Genomic DNA, 17563 nt, shown 5'->3' with positions numbered 1-17563 from the left:
AAAAGACCTTAGTATTATCTTTATTTTTCTTTAAAAGGTAGGTATTATATAAAATATAACAGATTTTAGAAAGAAGGTTTTACACATGCAAGAAGTGATTGGAGTAGAGCAGCGGTCTCTGTTTCAAAAAGTATTAGTAACATTTATTTTTTCGTTATTTATTTCAACAGTTGGCTTATATGTAGGTCAATATGTGCCGCCGGCTTATTTCCTTCCGTTAGCGATTGCTGAAATTGTGATGCTGGTTGCCGCATTTATGTTACGAAAGAAAAAAAGCGTAGGATATGGCTTTACATATGCTTTTTCATTTATATCAGGCATCACGCTGTTTCCGATTGTCAGCTACTATGCATCAGTAGCGGGGGCGCAAGTCGTTCTTTATGCGTTTGGAAGCACGTTCGTTATTTTTACGGTGATGGGTGTAATTGGCGCAAAAACAAAAAAAGATCTAGGGTTTTTAGGCAGCTTCCTATTAGTGGCGCTGTTAGCACTAGTCTGTATCAGCATTTTCTCGCTGTTTAGTCCCTTAACAACGCCTGGACTCATGGCATTCTCAGTGATTGGTACCATCGTTTTCTCACTTTACGTGCTGTATGATTTCAATAAAATGAAGCACGGTGAAATCACGGAAGAGCTTGTTCCACTGCTGGCACTATCTCTTTATTTAGACTTTATTAATCTATTCATCAACTTGCTTCGCTTTTTCGGTATTTTAGGTAGCGATGATTAATAAGAAATAGGCTGGGACAAAAGTGTTCTAACTGAAGGGTGATCCGAACGGTGAAGATTCTTGATGGAGAATCTTCACCGTTCGGATTTTTTATTGGTAAGATGAGCGTAGGTGTCATCCATTTAGATGCTTCTAGCTGTTGATTGGAGGGCAAGGCGGAGACTCCTGCGGGAGAAGCGGAATAGGTGAGACCCCGCAGGAGCGGAAGCGACGAGGAGGCTCAGCGGCCGCCCGCGGAAAGCGAAGCCTTGCACGGAAATCAACAGCGGTATAATAAGCAGTCCACCTCATGTATCCAATCTGTTGATCTTTAGATGGGGTTGATGTAGTTATATCACAATCTCTTTTTTGTTTTAGTTATTCTCCGCCATCCCCATCTCCATCCTCGCTAACGTCATCCTCTGTTTTTTCATAGTTTGGTCCGGTAGCGTAAGGTTCTTTAAAAAACTTTTCAAGCCACGTGGAGCTTGTAGCGACCGCGCCGTTTTTAGCATGAATAAATTCACTGATTGTATATATTTCAACGACTTGCTTTCGATATTTCCGAAATAAAAATGCGCTGGCAACAACGCCAATGCTGATGATTATATACGTATTCATGAAATCCTCCTTGTAAAAGGGTTAGTGTAAATCATAATTGTGAAGATTTTTTAATATTTTCCCTTATGGTTATTTTTGGTATTGTGTATTTATGATGAAAAACAAGAGGAGGGGAAGTATGAATAAAGTAGCTGGTACGGCGCTATTATTTTTCTTACTAGTTGGTTGCAATCAAGAAAAGGTAACTGTATCCACACCTAATGATGAACAAGTTCCAGTGTCAGGAAGCATTGTGGTTAATGACAAAGAGTATGAAATGCGAGTAGGAGAATATGAATGGAACGGTGACGATGGTGCGCACATAACCAAAACGGATTCTTACTCACCAAAAGAGGTTGCTAAAGAATTTGATGACCTTACGCTAGAGAAAGATACCAAAGTTAAAATTCTACTAAAAAACAATCCAAAACTTACCGTCTATCAACTAAACAAAAATAATCAAAAAGAAAAAATTAAAATAAGGGATAATCATATTGAAGTGTCTTCAAAGAGCGGTTATTATCTTTACGAAGTATCGGGTAAATGGCCTCATGGAAAGGCAACTTATTTATTTGATGTGAATGTGAAATAGCGATCGGATATTTGGGAGTTATAATGAACTGCTATACATGCACGAATCTAAAACAAGTTCGTTTAGTGGTGCGAGCCTTTGAAAAAATGGTAGTATAGAGCAGGTAAATAGAGAACGTAAATTTTTTGGAAGGATGCATGTTAGTGGTGAATTTTAAAGAGTTTTTTACTATTTCTTCGTATGAAGTAATGGAGCATTTGAGTCGAAAAGAAAATGGAAAGAATATAGATGAATACGAAGTGCTGTTGTATAACGAAAGCGTCAGTCAAACGGAAAATGTAAAAATCAAATTCAAAAAGACGAACGATGAAATAGAAGTGGAAAAAGTACAAACGCTCTCTTACTTTGATCAACAGTGTCCCAAACACCCCTGTAAGATTTGCGGCAGTGAAGTGATGGTAAAAGAGAACAGCACTGAAGAACTAAATGTTTACGTACACAATTGTTCATTTAACTATGAAGAAATAGAGTGCTGTTTAAGAGAACTAGTACAAAATGAACTTTTACAGGATAGATTTACTCAAGAAGAATTCGACCGGAACTATGGAGTTAACTACCGGGATGACGCTAACCAGCAATATAGCTTTTACGATACCCAGCAAAGAGATACTTTTTACACCATCTTTAACGATAGTGTCTATCACACATCCTACGCAGGACCACAAGAGCTCCGCTGCAAGTTTTGCGGGATGGATGAAGAGCTGCTTGTTGTAGACGGAGCCTTCTATCAAAAATGCTCAGTGCTAACTCCACATACAAATCAAATTATTGATATGATTGAAGCAAGGAAACAAAACGAACCAGACGTAACAAAACGTTGATGAGAGAAAAGTGGGCCGGAGCTTGAGAAGAACATAAAAAAGAAGCTTCCTTTTGAGCGAAAGGAAGCTTATCAAGTTTGTACCTATAGGGTTGAGTGGTGCATAATTAAATGGCTACCGGAATAACCGATGAATCATTAAAGTAAACAACTTCTGAAAGAATGGTGCAGCCTTTCAGGTTTTTGAGCTGAGAAAGGGCTTCTTCTTTGCTATCAAACTCGTACATTCTCATCTCACCTTTTCTGACATAACACGTAATTACATACATTTTAGAAGTACCTCCACCTATCATTTATCAATTTATTAATAAAAAGCCATAACGGCTTTTATTCCTATTAAAATAGTGTAAGTGCGCCTGTGACAATAGCAAGGACAATCAGAACAAGAGACGTTAAAACGGCCCATTTAAATGCAAAGCGCTGATGTTCACCAAGATCAACACCTACCATACCTACAAGTAAGAAAGTAGACGCAACGAGTGGACTTAACAGATGAACAGGTTGTCCGAGTACTGAAGCTCGCGCGATTTCCATCGGATCAATTCCGTAAGAAGCCGCTGTTTCAGCGAATATTGGTAAAACACCGAAGTAATAAGCGTCGTTACTCATCACAAATGTAAACGGCATGCTTGTTAAAGCAACGATTGTCGGTAAAAACGAACCGAGTGAATCAGGAACTAAATGAATTAACAGGCTTGCCATTTCGTCAACCATTTTAGTGCCGGATAGTATTCCTGTAAAAATACCGGCTGCAAAAACAAGGGCTGCAACGGTTAGTGCGTTGCCTGCATGAGCCATTAAACGTTCTTTTTGATCCTCAAGTTTTGGATAGTTAATCATAAGAGCAAGCGCAAAACCAATCATAAATAAAACAGAAACGGACCAAATACCAGAAACTAATACGACCATAAGTGCAATGGTTAAAGCTAAGTTAATCCAGATTTTTTTAGGCTGTGTAATATCTTCTTGAGAAGTCAAAGACGCGTCTTCAGCAAAAGCAAGCGAGCTTTTTAATTCAAACTGCTCGATGTCAATAGCACCAAGTCGTCTGCGCTCTTTTTTTCCAAGAATATAGCCCGTAAAAATCACCCACAAAGCTCCGCCAATTAACGTTGGAAGAAGTGGAATAAAGAACTCTGATGCATCGAGATGAAGGGCAACAATCGCACGAGTAGCCGGTCCTCCCCAAGGCGTCATGCTGCTCATAATACTAAGAGAAAGCATCGCAACCGTCGTTAACACTAACGGACTCATATTTAGGCGTTTATAAAGTGGAAGAAGAGCAGAAACCGTAATCATATAAGTGGTTGTGCCGTCTCCGTCTAGTGCAACTAAAAGCGATAGAAGAGCGGTTCCGATGACGATTTTAAGCGGATCGCCTTTTACGATTTTTAACAGCTGCTTAATTAATGGATCAAACAGGCCGGCATCAATCATAACCCCGAAATATAAGATGGCGAACAGCAGCATCGCAGCTGACGGAGCTACTTGTTTTAATCCTTCTAGCATCATGTCTCCGACGCCTTTGCCAAACCCTCCAATCACCGCAAAAAGAAGTGGAATCACCATTAAAGCTACGATAGGAGACATCCTTTTTGACATAATGAGATACGTAAAGACAATAATCATTGTAAAACCTAGTAGTGCTAGCATTCAAACAACCTCCTTTATTTTCCCTCTTTTCTCTGAAAGCGTTTTCTTTTAGAGTAAAAAAACGTGACTAACATCTCTCATCCCCATGTATGAGTCGTAGTTTGATTATTAAGAATTTTTAAAGCCGCTCTTTACTCCCGCTGATGTTTCTTGTTTTCATGTTAGTACATTTTTAAAAATAAAGGAAATATAGGTTTTTTTAGAAAGTTCATAAAAAATTTTTATAATAGTAGTCTAGAAAAAAGCTTGGTCCAAAAGGGAGGTTCTTCCAAGACGCAAACTTTTTAGCTTTTGGTTTATTTTTCACTTAGCTTTAAAAAGTCAATAAATGCTTTCACGACCGATAAATTCAAGTAAGAAGGATCATACATGAGCCACGTGTTTCGAAGCAAAGGTGATTCATCTCGGTACGAAAGTCCGTATGTATATAAGTTGTCGCTGGAGTGAAGGCAAATTTCAGGTAAAATTGCAAAGCCTAAATCATTTTTGACCATTTCTTTGGCCGTTTCTTGCCGGTCAACTTCCATTGCCACAAACGGAGGCTCTGAAAACTTGTCATGCCACCAGTCTTGAATGAGATCTTTTAGCGACGTATCGGTTTTATAGTTAATATAAGGCAAGTTCGGCAAGTCATTGATCGCAATCTCTTTTTTCGAAATTAAGCAGAGCCGTTCTTTCGTCAGCAGTGATTTTTCTCCGTTCCACGGGTAATTGCCTCGTAAAATACCAACGTGCACACGCGAAGAGTCTAATAGATTCATAACTTGCGTACTCCAGCCCGTATTGACGCTGAACTGTACATTTGGGTAGTGAAGAGAAAATTGTTTTAAAATCTTTGGGAGTTTATGCTGTGCAAAGTTACTCGATACTCCTAAGCGAAGCGTGCCCGTAACGGTTTCGCTCATATTACGCATGCTGTCTTTTGTTTCCTGCAGCTGCTTCCACATATTTTCCGCATAGCGAACGAGATGCTCACCTTCAGATGTAAACTCAATTCCTTTTTTCGTTTTGAAAAAAAGCGTCACGCCAAATTCTTCTTCAAGATTTTTAAGGCGGTAGCTTAAAGAAGGCTGCGATACGTAGAGTCTTTCAGCCGTTCGCGTAATGTTCTTTTCTTCATGAAGCGTTTTAATTAATATCCAATCTTTTTGATCCATCCTAATTCCCCCTTGTATTTAGATTATAAAAAAATTTTTAAAAAGACAATAAATTTTATGTATTTTACTTATGACCACCTCTATTATACGATAAATGGCAAATGAACCGGTTCTAAATAGTAAAAAAATAAAATGGTTTGATGAACGCCTCGGCGTTTGTTAGTAGGGGAGAAAGGTGATTAAGATGACGCGTATTCCTGTAACGGTTATGAGAGGTGGAACGAGTAAAGGGGTCTTTATTAACCATGAAGAAATGCCTGTAAACAAATCGGATTGGGAACCGTTTTTGCTAGATATAATGGGAAGTCCGGATCAACGTCAAATTGACGGGCTGGGCGGAGCCAATTCGCTGACGAGTAAAATCGCGATTATTAAAAAATCAGATTTAGAAGAAGCTGACGTAGATTACACGTTTGCGCAGGTCAGCATCAGCGAATCCCTCGTTGATTTTAAAGGAAACTGCGGCAATATCTCCTCAGCAGTCGGACCTTATGCAATTGAACAAGGACTTGTACAAGCTGTGGAACCCGTGACTAAAGTGCGGATCTATAATACAAATACCAAAAAAGTAATCGTAGCGGAAGTAGAAGTAGAAAACGGGAAAGTGAAAACAGAAGGATCGTGTATGATTCCTGGAGTGCCAGGTACGGGTTCACCCATTTATCTTTCGTTTGAAAACGGAGAAGGAGCCGTTACCGGAAAACTGCTTCCGACCGGGAACGCTATTGATCTTCTGCAAACATCCATCGGGACAGTAAAAGCATCAATTGTTGATGTAGGAAATCCGCTTGTATTTGTGAAAGCAGCGGATATTGGCCTAAAGGGAACAGAACTTCCGCATGAATACACGGAAAAACAGCTGAAGCTATTTGAAGAAATTCGCTCCATTGCAGCGGAAAAAGCGGGGCTTGCACCTCGAGACAAAGCAACTAAACTATCACCAGCTGTTCCGAAAATGACGATTATTTCTCCTCCAATGGACCACCGTGACGGAACTGGAAGAGAAAAATCTGCTTCTCAAATGGACGTATTAATTCGCATGATGTCGATGCAAAAACCGCATCAAACGCTTGCGATTACAGGAGCGATTTGTACGACAGCAGCTATTTATACAAAAGGCACGCTTCTGTCAGAAATAGTTCAACTAAAAGGCGATACTGTTCGACTTGCTCATCCGATGGGAATTATGGAAACTAGTGTGGATCTGAAAGGTGGACAGGTTAACGGAATCAAAGTAGTGCGTACAGCCCGTCTTATTTTTGAGGGATTTGTTTATACAAAGCATACGTACGATGTATGTTTATCAAGTTAGTAACGTTCTCTAAAAAAAGCTCTTTCTAGGAAACTAGGAAGAGCTTTTTTATGTTAGAATATTTTTACTGAATATTGAAAAAGTAGGTGGGAGTATGAAAAAAATAACGTATATTGATTTAAGCCACGTCATTGAAGACGGAGTTATCACACATAAAGGCTTGCCGGCACCAATCATTTGCGATTATTTGAGCCGAGAAGAGTCTAAAAAGCTTTATGAACCAGGGACTGAATTTCAAATCGGTAAAATTGAAATGGTTACAAATACGGGTACATATATTGACGTGCCGTTTCACAGATACAAAGACGGAGCGGATTTAGCTCAAACGGCTATTGATAAAACAGCCGGGCTGGAAGGAATAGTCGTTTCAGTCGATCCGACTTTAACGGCTATTGATGAATCTCATTTTCAGCATATAGATGTAAAAGGCAAAGCAGTATTAATTCACACGGGATGGGATCGCTACTGGAATACAGATGATTATTTAGAAAACCATCCATACTTAACGGAAAGCGCAGCAGCTTATTTAGTGTCTCAACAGCCGGCTCTTGTTGGAATTGATTCGATGAATATTGACGATACAAAAGGAAAAGCAAGACCAGCTCATACGCTGCTGTTAGGAGCGGACATTGTAATTGCTGAACACTTATGTCACTTAGATCAACTAACGCAGTCCTTTTTATTTTACGCCGTGCCTCCTAAAATAAAAGGAGCCGGAACGTTTCCGGTAAGAGCATTTGCGGAGGTAGAAAGAAAATGATCCAGTTACATAGATATAGAGAAGTGCAGGAATTTAAAAATCAAGTAGAGCCGCTTTTATCAAAGAATGAAGTTCTTCATAACTTAGCGCTCGGCATTTTACACAGCTTAAATGAAAGCAGCAAACCAAATTTTATGGGTGTTATTTTAAAAGACAGTCGTGCTGCGCTTGTGTTACTGCAAACCCATCCTAAGCAAATCATCCTGTCTCAAATACAGAAGCTAACGAAGGGTGAACTAAGCGAAGCGGCAGAGCTGTTACAAGAAATCGACATACCGGGCATAGTTGGAGAAAGACAAACGGTTTTATATCTTTCTCAAAAAATAGCAGATTTAAAAAATCAAGAGGCTTCTTTGAAAATGGATCAGCGCATTTATCGGTTAGACAAAGTAAAAAAAACTGCGGATGCTGAAGGAATGCTGGTAAAAGCAAGGTTGGAGCACCTTCCGCTCGTGACAGAATGGATTTGGGAGTTTATGGGCGTCATTGGAGAGCCTGTATCAAAAGAACAGGCTGCCAAAACAGGAGAAGCTTTTATTAAAGCAGAACGGTTATTTTTATGGGAAGTGAACGGCAAGTGTGTGTCGATTGCCAATGCTACGCGTCCAACGACTCATAACATTACGATTAACTTTGTATACACGCCTCAAAAAGAACGTAAAAAAGGCTATGCCTCAAGCTGTGTGTCCACACTTTCTCAGCTTATGCTAGACAGCGGTTTTCAAACAACAAGCCTATACACAGATATGACAAATCCTACGTCTAACAAGATTTATATGGAGATTGGGTATGAACACGTAGCCGATTCCGCCTTAGTTTTATTTCATGAAAAAAAGTAGCAGGCTGTCTGCTACTTTTTCTATTACTTAAGGTTTTTTAACTAAATTAACGTGATTTAATGTTTTGCTATCATCAAAAATAAATTCAAGATCATAGGCGCCGGCGTGATAGGTGTACTTCGTTTGAGTCGTACCATCACCTTTTACTTTGCTTGTAAAGTTCGGCTGACCTAATTCTTTCTTTAAGTTAGCTTGCGTGATGGACCCTAGATTTGTTTGACGCTCTACATTCGTACCAAAATAGCGAATTTCGTTGATGACGTTATTTTGGTCATAGCCAAATGCGTATCCAGGATGGCCCATTTCCGCATGATAGTAGTCAAAGTTATTTGATGAACCTTCAGGTGGAGGACCAAACTGATCTCGAACATCTTGACGCAGGGTTTTGCCAATTTTAAAGTCTGCTGTTAATCGCGGCACTTCACCTTTTACTGCGGCGTTATAAATTTCGTTGATATTTTTTACAGCTGTTTGACTTTGACTGCTTGCTTCTTGAGATGTAGCTGCGTGTGCTGGTGTATCAAGCTGAGCTACAGGAGCAAATCCAAACGCAGCAATTCCTGTAATCGTTGCAGCAGCAGCTGCTTTTGAAAAACGTTGTTTCATTTTCACAATCGTTTCCTCCTTTTATTTATATACATCGATTTAGCACTCCGGATCCACCTAAAGAGCAGGTAGGTCCGGAGTGCTAGACCTAAGCGTCTGCCGCCCCCCTTGCGGGGGCGGCAGCATCCGCATAGGTGAACCTTTGTGGGAGTAGTCAAGGAGTCTTAGTTGAGTTGGTAACTGATATATATAATGTAACACGTCTTTTAGAATGTAAACGTCAGGTGAAGTGAAAAGCGGAAAACGATTCATTTATCCTAGGTGAAAAGATTGGTTTATATTCCTTTACTAGGTAAAAAAACGTAATATAGAGAGGGTTCTAATGCTTTATAAAAAACTGGATAATAATTGTAATTATGATACAATAAATCAAGTATTTGTTAAAAATATAATATTTATTGCTGGAGTTTTGATGTATGGAAAAAAATTTGATGAGAGGTACGCTTTTATTAACAGCGTCTTCTTTGTTAACAAAGATTTTAGGCTTTATTTATATTATTCCTTTCACAGCCTTAGTGGGAACGTCAGGTTATGCACTTTATAAGTATGCATACGGTCCATATACATTGATGCTAAGCTTGTCGACAATGGGTCTTCCGCTTGCTGTTTCGAAGTATGTATCGAAATATAACGGTCTTGGAGACTACCGTGCGGGACAAGATCTGTTAAAAGCAGGACTTCTATTAATGATGATAACGGGCATAATAGGTTTCTTAGTCCTCTATACGATGGCACCGTGGCTCGCTGAACTAGTCATTAACGGAAAAGATTCCTCAGGAAATAGTCAAAAAGACGTAGTGTACGTCATTCGAATGGTAAGCTTTGCTTTAATTATTATCCCGCCTATGAGTCTATTACGAGGCTACTTTCAAGGTAACCAGTCTATGGGACCGTCCGCGCTGAGTACAATTATTGAGCAAATTGTGCGCGTGTTGTTTATTCTAGTAGGAGCATACGCTGTCATTCATCTTTTTCATGGTACTATGACAAAAGCTGTTGGAATTGGTACGTTTGGAGCGTTTATTGGAGGCGTAGGGGGAATAGGGATTCTCGGTGCTGTTTATGTAAAACGCAAGCGGTTAATTATGAAAGAAGTGAACAGCGGAAAGAATAATAAATCCGTTTCATTTTCTTTGATGTTCAAAGAGCTTGTAACGTACGCTGTTCCGTTTGTATTAGTTGGTTTAGCTATTCCTATCTATCAAAATATTGATACGTTTACGATTAACATGCTCTTTCAATCAATAGGATATGGACAAGCTAAAGCCGAAACGATCAACTCCGTCATTGGATTAGCCCAGATTTTGGTGATGGTGCCGGTATCGTTAGCGACTGCCTTCAGCATGTCGCTGATTCCGGGCATTACGTCTTCTTTTGTACAAGGAAATTTACGGGAAGTAAAAGGGAAAATTACAAAAACGCTGCAGCTGCTGTTGTTTTTTACTCTTCCTGCTGCCGTGGGGCTTTGTTTATTAGGCAAGCCGGTATATATGATGATTTTTGGAGCGAAAAACAGTCCTGAAATCGGTGGAGTTGTTTTACAATGGTATGCGCCTGCTGCGATTCTTTTTGCTCTTTTTACCGTAACAGCCGCAATTCTCCAAGGAATTAATCAACAAAAGAAGCTAATTTTAGGCTTGGGCTTAGGAATTGTTGTGAAGATAGTATTAAACGTACTGTTGGTTTCAAGCTTAAAAGAAATTGGACCGGTTGTCGCGACTTACGGAGGGTATGGTGTATCGGTTATATATAACTTCTATTTAATTGAAAAATCTATTTCTTACCGAGTTCAATCACTGGGACAAGCTGCGTTGACACCTGTTTTATTAGTAAGTGTGATGTCAGCCGCTGTAATTATCGGCAATTATACTTCTCACTATTTTTTAGAAAATAAGCTGTCTGCATCTTCACTTGCGATTAGCACATCTTGTATTTCAATTGCTTTAGGTGCTGCCGTGTATCTAGGACTTGGCGTAAAAACAAGTTTAGGGCAATCTGTTGTATTAAATAGAAGAAAAAGAATGTAAATGTAAAGGAGAGAAAGGTGTGTCAAAACGATTTTTACTAACCGTAGCGGCTGGAGGATGTATCATCATTTTCGGCGCGCTGCTGCTATTAAATTGGGAAAGAGTGTTTGGCGATTATCGTCCGATTCAAACAGCAACAGCTGTATTCAAGTTAGAGGTGGGAAGTCAAGGTGTAGCAAAGACTACGGATTCAGATGATGCTCTTCACTATATGGTGAAAAAAGGACATTTAGATGAATATATTCATATGATGAACGAAAAAGGCTATGTGTTAAAAGAAAAAGATATTGATCATAACCGACTTGTTTTTAACGATGGACAAGAGGATGAGCAAATTTACTACAAGCGCTTTGCTAGGAAGTATACGATGATTGATGGAGAAGGGTAAAGGCTTTATATGGTATTTTAGTAGACTAAAACCTTATAACCCTATCTGTTTTTAAAGTTTTTTGGCGAAAAAGAAAAATAATATTGACAATTATGACAAAAAGCTTAATACTGACTTTATTACATAAAACAAATACAATTTGTTTCCTTATCAAGAGAGGTGGAGGGACTGGCCCTGTGAAACCCGGCAACCGCTGTCTATGACAGAATGGTGCCAAATCCTTAAGAGTGTATCGCTCTTAGAGATAAGGAAGAAGCTGAAACAAAGCTCTTCCTTATTTATTTAAGGAAGGGCTTTTTATGTACAAAAAACAACGAGGTGATTATTTGAACAAAGCAGACCGTATTAAACGAATGAAAACACCAGAAATTGATCCAAAGTATGAAGGACGAGTGCCTCCGGGGCAAGTAGTGACAGAGCGCTTTCCTATTTTGCATGAAGGCGACGTGCCGGAGTATAACTTAGAGGAGTGGACGCTTCGCGTGTTTGGGTTGGTAGACAAAGAAGTGACGCTTTCGTATCAAGATATATTGAACATGCCGCAAACAACGGTGAAATGTGATATTCACTGCGTAACGAGATGGACAAGACTTGATAATGAATTTACGGGCGTGCTGTTTACAGACTTTTTAAAAGCAGTTGGCGTGGAGTTGAAAAGTAAATACATCATGCTGCACGGAGATAATGACTATACGTCAAATATTGAAGTAAAAGATTTACTGAGAGCCGATATTCTTCTCGCTCATTCCTTTAACGGAGAGCCGCTTACAGCTAAGCACGGATATCCGCTGCGATTGGTTGTTCCGCATTTGTACTTTTGGAAAAGTGTTAAATGGCTTCGAGGCTTTGAAGCTATTGATGAAAATCATCCTGGCTTTTGGGAGCAAAACGGCTTTCATCTTAGAGGAGATCCGTTTAAAGAAGAGCGTTTTTCTGGAGAAGATTTAGGCATTCCAGAAGATGAGTGGGTACATAAAGACTATGATTAATAAAAATGCCTATGCACGCGCATAGGCATTTTGTCAGCGCTGGCGGTTTAATTCCCACACAACGTGGCGAAGTTCAGGCAAAATCAGTTTGGTCATAGCTAGACGAACAGCACCGCTTGATCCTGGTGTAGAAAAAACGGCTTTTTCGTTAATCGTCCCGGCAATTGCCCGGCTCATAATCGCTGCGCTGCCAATGTCTTCGGTGTAGCTCAGCATGCGAAACAGCTCGCCAAACCCAACGATTTCTTTATGAATCAGCGCTTGAACGGCTTCAATCGTAACGTCTCGTTTTGTAATGCCAGTCCCGCCGTTTGTGAGAACAACGTCAATGTCCTCATCACTGCATCCGGCAAGTATCGCTTGTTGAATCGACGTTTGGTCGTCTTTTACAATTTCATAGGAAGCGACTTGCATGTCATGTTCTTTCAGAAGTTGGATCATCAGCGCACCGCTTTTATCGGTTTCTTTTGTACGTGTGTCGGATACCGTAATGACTTTGCAGCGAACGGGCTGAGTTGCTTTAGATTTATGTTCATGTACGCTCATTATGTACCTCCTTTACGCTTCCGTACGCTTGTAGTCACCGTTTTTGCCGCCTGATTTTTCAAGCAGATACGTTTCGCCGATAATCATGCCTTTATCAATGGCTTTGCACATATCATAAACGGTTAGAGCGCAGGCAGAAGCGGCGGTTAAAGCTTCCATTTCAACGCCCGTTGAGCCTTCCGTTTTAACAGTTGCTTCTATTAATAAACGGTATTGATCATTGCTTGTATCCCAGTCAAATGAAAGGTTTACGCCTTTTAATAAAAGGGGGTGACACATCGGAATAATGTCAGACGTGCGTTTTGCAGCCATGATTCCCGCTATTTGTGCGACAGCAAGCACGTCGCCTTTTCCGATCTTATGTTCTACAATGGCTTCGTGAATTCCTTTGTTAACAAGTATGCTTGAACGAGCGGTTGCAGCGCGGCGAGTGATAGATTTTTCGCTAATATCGACCATGTTGGCACGGCCTTGGTCATTAAAATGTGTAAAAGAAGACATCGGTGTTTTCATCCTTTTTCAGTAAATTTTGTTGTATGATAGAAATAGTGAGATATGCTATGATTTTACACCATAGCGCAAAAAGTGAACAGACATAAAGGAAGTGAAGAATGTATGTTAGAAAGCAGAACACCTATTTCAATTCCTGAAGCAATTGAAAAAGTCATGACATATAAAAGAAAAGGCAGCATCGAACGCGTATCGATCACCGAAAGCTACGGACGCTATTTAGGAGAAGATATTGTCGCCGACCAAAACGTGCCTCATTTTAATAAATCGCTTTATGACGGCTTTGCAGTTCGAGCGCAAGACTGCATAGAAGTCTCAATTGAACATCCTGTAGAGTTCGAAGTTGTAGGTGAAATCGGCGCTGGCTCTGTTTTTGAAGAAGAAGTAAAGCCGTTTCAAGCGGTGCGTATTATGACAGGAGCGCAAGTGCCTCATTCATGTGATGCGGTTGTGATGCTTGAAGTAACGAAGTCATATGAAAAAGAAGGAAAAACGTATATGGCGTTAAGCAGGCCGGCTTCAAAGTGGGAACACATTGCGTTAAAAGGAGAAGAAACAAAAAAAGGAGACGTGCTCGTTTCAAAAGGAACGCGCATCAATCCGGGCGTCACGGCTTTTTTAGCTACGTTTGGCTATGCGGATGTAGCCGTGGTGAAGCAGCCGGTGGTTGGCGTGTTAACAACGGGAAGCGAACTGCTTGATGTAAATGAACCGTTAGAACCAGGGAAAATCCGAAACAGCAACTCCTATATGGCACTTGCACAAATCGTAAGAAGCGGGGGAATTCCGAAATATTTAGGGAAGCTTGAAGATGATTTTGACCGCTGCTATGAAGCGGTAGAAAAAGCGCTCGAAGAAGTGGATATTTTACTGACAACCGGCGGGGTATCCGTTGGGGACTATGATTATTTGCCAGCTATTTATGAAAAGCTTGGTGCGAATGTGCTGTTTAACAAGATTGCGATGCGACCGGGAAGCGTCACAACAGTCGCAGAACGAAACGGACAGCTGCTGTTTGGACTATCAGGAAACCCATCTGCTTGCTATGTCGGGTTCGAACTGTTTGTTCGTCCAATTGTTCGCAGCTTTTTACATTCACCACTGCCTCATTTACATAAAACAAAAGCGGTGTTAAACGGACGTTTTAAAGAGCCTAATGCATTTACGAGAATGGTGCGAGGAGAAATTACAGACGAAGGCGGAAGGCTTGTTGTAACGCCAGTTGGAATGGACAAGTCAGGCGCTATTTCGTCATTAGCTGCAGCAAACGCCTTGATTGTTCTTCCAGGCGGAGAGCATGGGTATGATAAAGGAACAGAAGTGAACGTACTGCATCTTGAAAACGAAGGCACGAGTTCGCTTTGGATATAAAAATAGCAGTCTGCTTATTGCTTGTCCTTTTTTTCAATAAGAACTTGAAGCAGCTCTGTAATTGGATCTAATTTGCTTTCAATGCGAACAAGTAAGTAAAAAGACAGGGCAATTGGAAAGCCTAAATCTTTAATATAGCTAACTAAGTTTTCTATAATAGCATACCTCCTTTACTTAGAAGATATATTATAATATGTGATTTCTAAGTATTTGTTCGCAGGGGATACGCCCATTTTTAAGACAAAAGTCCTTGGGAAATAAGAAAAAACAGCCTCGGCATTGGCAAGCGAGGCTGCTTTTTGTAAGGGTTCATTCACACGTATTCAAGTGTGAACGATTATTGGAATTAAACTATAACATATTTTAAAATATAAATAATACTTTTGATGTGTTCTAACATATGAATAAGAGGTGCGCTTTTAATTCATCGATTTAATTGGTCCTCCTAATGAAAAATCAACTAAATTAAGGATGTATAAAAAGCTGCATATTCTATAAAAGTGACTTTTTCAGAACTCTTACTTCCCTAAGGGTTCTCTTTTTTGCTGTGTGCCTAAGAGGGTGGTTTGTGTACACGGTCTTAATCCTGAGATAAATAAATCCAGTTGATTTCATCAAGTTCTTCAATACTATAATTTGAACCTATATTCTTTAACATTTTATTGAAGAATTTTAGATTAACTTCATGATCATACAAATCTTCTTGAATGTATTCCTTAATAATAAAGTTTGTTAAATTTGTATTATTAACAAAATCTGAAAAGAACGACGTTATAAGGTCTGAATCTTCTTCGTTTAATTTTTCATCATTAATGATCGAAATCCTAAAAACGTTTAAAATTGCGTCAATATCTTCTGCATCCATATAACATAACGGATCTAGTTTTTTATCTTCTTCTGTAAATGGATTTCGAGTGTCTTCAATAACTACATAAGATATAATTCTTCCATTTCTTGATACATGGAAGATTTCTAAATCACGCAATTTTAAATTTCTATGAAGTGATATCATAAGTTCCTCCTATTAAAATGTTGATTTACGATATTTTAATAAATTAGATATTGGTAAATCTAAAAAGTATAGTATTCAGTTTACAGTAAAATAATCTTGTGTGGTATTAATTAACAAATATATAAACGTAAAAAGAGAAGAGGATACGTATATGAGAGAGTATTTCTTGAAAACGAAAAGGTTAGGATTTTCCATTTGGCATAGTGATGATGTTAAATATGCAAACTCTCTTTGGCGAGATGAAAACGTAACGAAATTTATTGTGGCAAATGGAAAAATGTCTGTCGAGGAAGTACGAAATAGACTTGATAGAGAAATAGATATGTATCGTCAACATAACATTCAGTACTGGCCTGTTTTTTTACTCCAAACGAACGAACATGTAGGTTGCTGCGGTGTGCGACCTTACAATATTCAAGGTAAAACTCTAGAGTTTGGCATACACTTAAAACGTGCTTATTGGGGAAAGGGAATAGCTCAAGAAGCAAGTCAAGCAGTCATAGATTACTCTTTTACTAACCTTGAGGTAAACAGTTTATTTGCTGGGCATAACCCAAAAAATAGAGACTCTGCAAGATTGCTGAATAAACTAGGGTTTAAATACACGCATGATGAGTTTTATAAACCTACGGGGTTGCAACATCCTTCTTATTTACTAAAGAAGGATAGCGGCAGTTAATTTTTTAAATAGCCTAGGACATGTTTTATGTTAACTAGAAAAAAATAGATAAACAAATACTTTATTAAGGAGGGAGATCAAATGCATTGTTTAGAGCCAAAAGATTATCATAAGATACACAACATTTTAAAAGCATCATTTAAGACTCCTACATTTGCTTTTTCTGTCGTAAATCATGTTATTGAAGGATCTGTGTACGTAAATGATAGTATGAGGCCAACGTCAGGATTTCTTAGAATACGTGCAGGCGACTATTACGTATTTGGTCAAGGAAATGACTTAGTGTTTAATAAATCTCTCTATCGTTATTTTGTTGAGAATGTTTATGGTAAGGAAAAACGTTTTACTGTTTTTACTCCATCGGCCGACTGGGAGGCTTTTTTTGACGAGACTTTCCAACCGTACGTAAAGAAAATGATGCGTTCTAAGTATAGATTTGTTCCTTCAAAAGTTCCTTCTAGGTATAACCTTCCCGATCTTTATGAGTTAAAAGATTTTAACTCTGACGCTTTAAGAAAAAGTGAGAATTTTAATGAATCATATATAGTGGATTACTGGGGATCAGAAAGTCATTTTCTGAAAAATGGATTAGGAGTTTGTGTTATCCATAAAGAAAATATTGTCGCTGAATGTGTGTCGATTTTTCATAGTGGAACAATAGCTGAAATCGATATTGTGACTAATCCTAGCTATAGAGGACAAGGATTGGGGAAAATAGTGGGTCAAGAATTTATAAATAAGTGTTTAGAAAAGAATGTTATGCCTGCTTGGGATTGCGATAATAATAATAAAGCATCGAAAGTATTAGCTAGTAAACTTGGATTTTCTAATGAAGAGAGGTACGCTTTATATGTATTAAAATGAAAAGCCCTAAAAATAGGGCTTTTTTGTACCGATTATACTTTTAAAGCAACAAAGTCTAGATAGAATAAGCATGTGTAAGCACTGTTCTAAAAGTATGTTAAAATGTAATTATAAGGAATAAGAGGGGGA

21 protein-coding genes and 1 riboswitch are annotated in these 17563 nt (G+C 39.0%); of the genes, 13 read left to right on the top strand and 8 right to left on the bottom strand.

Going from position 1 to position 17563, the window contains the following annotated elements; genetic code table 11:
• The first annotated feature begins 85 nt into the window (after nucleotides 1–85).
• Nucleotides 86–730 (top strand): Bax inhibitor-1/YccA family protein, encoded by a 645-nt coding sequence (locus tag MMB68_RS00235; RefSeq protein WP_014458757.1) that lies wholly within the window; start codon nucleotides 86–88, stop codon nucleotides 728–730.
• Between the two features lie 139 nt (nucleotides 731–869).
• Nucleotides 870–1004: a hypothetical protein gene (locus tag MMB68_RS00230; protein ID WP_255256922.1), complete on the top strand. Its 135-nt coding sequence runs from the start codon at nucleotides 870–872 to the stop codon at nucleotides 1002–1004.
• Nucleotides 1005–1087: 83 nt separating this feature from the next.
• Here the strand turns inward: MMB68_RS00230 and MMB68_RS00225 are convergent, their stop codons facing one another.
• Nucleotides 1088–1330, bottom strand: a complete 243-nt coding sequence (locus tag MMB68_RS00225) for a hypothetical protein (RefSeq protein ID WP_025750022.1) — start codon at nucleotides 1328–1330, stop codon at nucleotides 1088–1090.
• A 118-nt stretch (nucleotides 1331–1448) separates the two neighbouring features.
• On the opposite strand from MMB68_RS00225, the gene MMB68_RS00220 reads away from it, so the two are divergent.
• Both MMB68_RS00220 and MMB68_RS00215 read left to right on the top strand, forming a co-directional pair.
• Nucleotides 1449–1901 (top strand): hypothetical protein, encoded by a 453-nt coding sequence (locus MMB68_RS00220; protein ID WP_221783774.1) that lies wholly within the window; start codon nucleotides 1449–1451, stop codon nucleotides 1899–1901.
• Nucleotides 1902–2038: 137 nt separating this feature from the next.
• Entirely contained in the window at nucleotides 2039–2722 is a 684-nt protein-coding gene (locus MMB68_RS00215) for a hypothetical protein (protein ID WP_260507765.1), read from the top strand.
• Between the two features lie 335 nt (nucleotides 2723–3057).
• Here MMB68_RS00215 and MMB68_RS00210 read toward each other — a convergent pair whose 3' ends face one another.
• Nucleotides 3058–4374 (bottom strand): CitMHS family transporter, encoded by a 1317-nt coding sequence (locus MMB68_RS00210; RefSeq protein ID WP_034267599.1) that lies wholly within the window; start codon nucleotides 4372–4374, stop codon nucleotides 3058–3060.
• Nucleotides 4375–4670: 296 nt separating this feature from the next.
• On the bottom strand, nucleotides 4671–5531 hold the full coding sequence (locus tag MMB68_RS00205) for a LysR family transcriptional regulator (RefSeq protein ID WP_221783778.1): 861 nt from the start codon (nucleotides 5529–5531) through the stop codon (nucleotides 4671–4673).
• 184 nt (nucleotides 5532–5715) lie between these two features.
• Between MMB68_RS00205 and MMB68_RS00200 the strand changes: the two genes are divergently transcribed.
• The 3 genes from MMB68_RS00200 to MMB68_RS00190 all read left to right on the top strand — a co-directional run bounded on the left by MMB68_RS00200 (nucleotide 5716) and on the right by MMB68_RS00190 (nucleotide 8442).
• Nucleotides 5716–6843 carry a 2-methylaconitate cis-trans isomerase PrpF family protein gene (locus MMB68_RS00200; protein WP_277548361.1) on the top strand — a complete coding sequence of 376 codons (1128 nt, stop codon included), beginning with the start codon at nucleotides 5716–5718 and terminating at the stop codon, nucleotides 6841–6843.
• A 94-nt stretch (nucleotides 6844–6937) separates the two neighbouring features.
• Nucleotides 6938–7603 (top strand): cyclase family protein, encoded by a 666-nt coding sequence (locus MMB68_RS00195; RefSeq protein WP_221783780.1) that lies wholly within the window; start codon nucleotides 6938–6940, stop codon nucleotides 7601–7603.
• Entirely contained in the window at nucleotides 7600–8442 is an 843-nt protein-coding gene (locus MMB68_RS00190) for a GNAT family N-acetyltransferase (RefSeq protein ID WP_277547987.1), read from the top strand. The genes MMB68_RS00195 and MMB68_RS00190 overlap by 4 nt, the downstream gene beginning before the upstream one ends.
• A 27-nt stretch (nucleotides 8443–8469) precedes the next feature.
• Here the strand turns inward: MMB68_RS00190 and MMB68_RS00185 are convergent, their stop codons facing one another.
• Nucleotides 8470–9048 (bottom strand): YjgB family protein, encoded by a 579-nt coding sequence (locus MMB68_RS00185; RefSeq protein ID WP_277548357.1) that lies wholly within the window; start codon nucleotides 9046–9048, stop codon nucleotides 8470–8472.
• 416 nt (nucleotides 9049–9464) lie between these two features.
• On the opposite strand from MMB68_RS00185, the gene MMB68_RS00180 reads away from it, so the two are divergent.
• The 3 genes from MMB68_RS00180 to MMB68_RS00170 all read left to right on the top strand — a co-directional run bounded on the left by MMB68_RS00180 (nucleotide 9465) and on the right by MMB68_RS00170 (nucleotide 12452).
• A complete protein-coding gene (locus tag MMB68_RS00180; RefSeq protein WP_277547985.1) occupies nucleotides 9465–11075 on the top strand; it encodes a putative polysaccharide biosynthesis protein in 1611 nt (536 codons plus the stop codon).
• A 19-nt stretch (nucleotides 11076–11094) separates the two neighbouring features.
• Entirely contained in the window at nucleotides 11095–11463 is a 369-nt protein-coding gene (locus MMB68_RS00175; protein WP_277547982.1) for a hypothetical protein, read from the top strand.
• Nucleotides 11464–11607: 144 nt separating this feature from the next.
• A riboswitch (SAM riboswitch) is annotated at nucleotides 11608–11714 on the top strand.
• Nucleotides 11715–11789: 75 nt separating this feature from the next.
• A complete protein-coding gene (locus MMB68_RS00170; RefSeq protein ID WP_221783837.1) occupies nucleotides 11790–12452 on the top strand; it encodes a sulfite oxidase-like oxidoreductase in 663 nt (220 codons plus the stop codon).
• Between the two features lie 33 nt (nucleotides 12453–12485).
• Here MMB68_RS00170 and MMB68_RS00165 read toward each other — a convergent pair whose 3' ends face one another.
• The gene (locus tag MMB68_RS00165; RefSeq protein ID WP_221783790.1) at nucleotides 12486–12998 is read right to left on the bottom strand and encodes a MogA/MoaB family molybdenum cofactor biosynthesis protein; all 513 of its coding nucleotides are present in this window, start codon (nucleotides 12996–12998) and stop codon (nucleotides 12486–12488) included.
• A 12-nt stretch (nucleotides 12999–13010) separates the two neighbouring features.
• Nucleotides 13011–13499, bottom strand: coding sequence for a cyclic pyranopterin monophosphate synthase MoaC (gene moaC, locus MMB68_RS00160; protein ID WP_277547981.1), 489 nt, complete (start codon nucleotides 13497–13499; stop codon nucleotides 13011–13013).
• Nucleotides 13500–13613: 114 nt separating this feature from the next.
• On the opposite strand from moaC, the gene MMB68_RS00155 reads away from it, so the two are divergent.
• Nucleotides 13614–14879 (top strand): molybdopterin molybdotransferase MoeA, encoded by a 1266-nt coding sequence (locus MMB68_RS00155; RefSeq protein ID WP_277547980.1) that lies wholly within the window; start codon nucleotides 13614–13616, stop codon nucleotides 14877–14879.
• Between the two features lie 14 nt (nucleotides 14880–14893).
• On the opposite strand, the gene MMB68_RS00150 is transcribed toward MMB68_RS00155, so the two are convergent.
• Both MMB68_RS00150 and MMB68_RS00145 read right to left on the bottom strand, forming a co-directional pair.
• Entirely contained in the window at nucleotides 14894–15013 is a 120-nt protein-coding gene (locus tag MMB68_RS00150; RefSeq protein WP_308123116.1) for a YvrJ family protein, read from the bottom strand.
• A gap of 446 nt (nucleotides 15014–15459) precedes the next feature.
• Complete coding sequence (locus MMB68_RS00145; RefSeq protein ID WP_221783796.1) at nucleotides 15460–15891, bottom strand: terpene synthase; 432 nt, start codon at nucleotides 15889–15891, stop codon at nucleotides 15460–15462.
• Nucleotides 15892–16042: 151 nt separating this feature from the next.
• On the opposite strand from MMB68_RS00145, the gene MMB68_RS00140 reads away from it, so the two are divergent.
• Together MMB68_RS00140 and MMB68_RS00135 are read left to right on the top strand one after the other, a co-directional pair.
• A complete protein-coding gene (locus tag MMB68_RS00140; RefSeq protein ID WP_277547977.1) occupies nucleotides 16043–16570 on the top strand; it encodes a GNAT family N-acetyltransferase in 528 nt (175 codons plus the stop codon).
• Between the two features lie 81 nt (nucleotides 16571–16651).
• Nucleotides 16652–17434 (top strand): GNAT family N-acetyltransferase, encoded by a 783-nt coding sequence (locus tag MMB68_RS00135; RefSeq protein ID WP_277547974.1) that lies wholly within the window; start codon nucleotides 16652–16654, stop codon nucleotides 17432–17434.
• Nucleotides 17435–17563 lie beyond the last annotated feature (129 nt).

Source organism: Priestia sp. Y58 (assembly GCF_029522095.1).
GTDB classification, from domain to species: Bacteria; Bacillota; Bacilli; order Bacillales; family Bacillaceae_H; genus Priestia; species Priestia megaterium_E.
The sequence above is the reverse complement of the archived record's forward strand: the minus strand, read 5'-3'. Positions and strand labels throughout refer to the sequence as shown.

Excerpts from the sequence above, each read along its gene's own strand:
- MMB68_RS00190 (WP_277547987.1), top strand. The coding sequence starts at position 7,600 with ATGATCCAGTTACATAGATATAGAGAAGTGCAGGAATTTAAAAATCAA.
- moaC (WP_277547981.1), bottom strand. The coding sequence starts at position 13,499 with ATGTCTTCTTTTACACATTTTAATGACCAAGGCCGTGCCAACATGGTC.
- MMB68_RS00165 (WP_221783790.1), bottom strand. The coding sequence starts at position 12,998 with ATGAGCGTACATGAACATAAATCTAAAGCAACTCAGCCCGTTCGCTGC.
- MMB68_RS00180 (WP_277547985.1), top strand. The coding sequence starts at position 9,465 with ATGGAAAAAAATTTGATGAGAGGTACGCTTTTATTAACAGCGTCTTCT.
- MMB68_RS00210 (WP_034267599.1), bottom strand. The coding sequence starts at position 4,374 with ATGCTAGCACTACTAGGTTTTACAATGATTATTGTCTTTACGTATCTC.
- MMB68_RS00225 (WP_025750022.1), bottom strand. The coding sequence starts at position 1,330 with ATGAATACGTATATAATCATCAGCATTGGCGTTGTTGCCAGCGCATTT.
- MMB68_RS00205 (WP_221783778.1), bottom strand. The coding sequence starts at position 5,531 with ATGGATCAAAAAGATTGGATATTAATTAAAACGCTTCATGAAGAAAAG.
- MMB68_RS00155 (WP_277547980.1), top strand. The coding sequence starts at position 13,614 with ATGTTAGAAAGCAGAACACCTATTTCAATTCCTGAAGCAATTGAAAAA.
- MMB68_RS00145 (WP_221783796.1), bottom strand. The coding sequence starts at position 15,891 with ATGATATCACTTCATAGAAATTTAAAATTGCGTGATTTAGAAATCTTC.
- MMB68_RS00195 (WP_221783780.1), top strand. The coding sequence starts at position 6,938 with ATGAAAAAAATAACGTATATTGATTTAAGCCACGTCATTGAAGACGGA.
- MMB68_RS00220 (WP_221783774.1), top strand. The coding sequence starts at position 1,449 with ATGAATAAAGTAGCTGGTACGGCGCTATTATTTTTCTTACTAGTTGGT.
- MMB68_RS00200 (WP_277548361.1), top strand. The coding sequence starts at position 5,716 with ATGACGCGTATTCCTGTAACGGTTATGAGAGGTGGAACGAGTAAAGGG.
- MMB68_RS00185 (WP_277548357.1), bottom strand. The coding sequence starts at position 9,048 with ATGAAACAACGTTTTTCAAAAGCAGCTGCTGCTGCAACGATTACAGGA.
- MMB68_RS00140 (WP_277547977.1), top strand. The coding sequence starts at position 16,043 with ATGAGAGAGTATTTCTTGAAAACGAAAAGGTTAGGATTTTCCATTTGG.
- MMB68_RS00215 (WP_260507765.1), top strand. The coding sequence starts at position 2,039 with ATGTTAGTGGTGAATTTTAAAGAGTTTTTTACTATTTCTTCGTATGAA.
- MMB68_RS00135 (WP_277547974.1), top strand. The coding sequence starts at position 16,652 with ATGCATTGTTTAGAGCCAAAAGATTATCATAAGATACACAACATTTTA.
- MMB68_RS00235 (WP_014458757.1), top strand. The coding sequence starts at position 86 with ATGCAAGAAGTGATTGGAGTAGAGCAGCGGTCTCTGTTTCAAAAAGTA.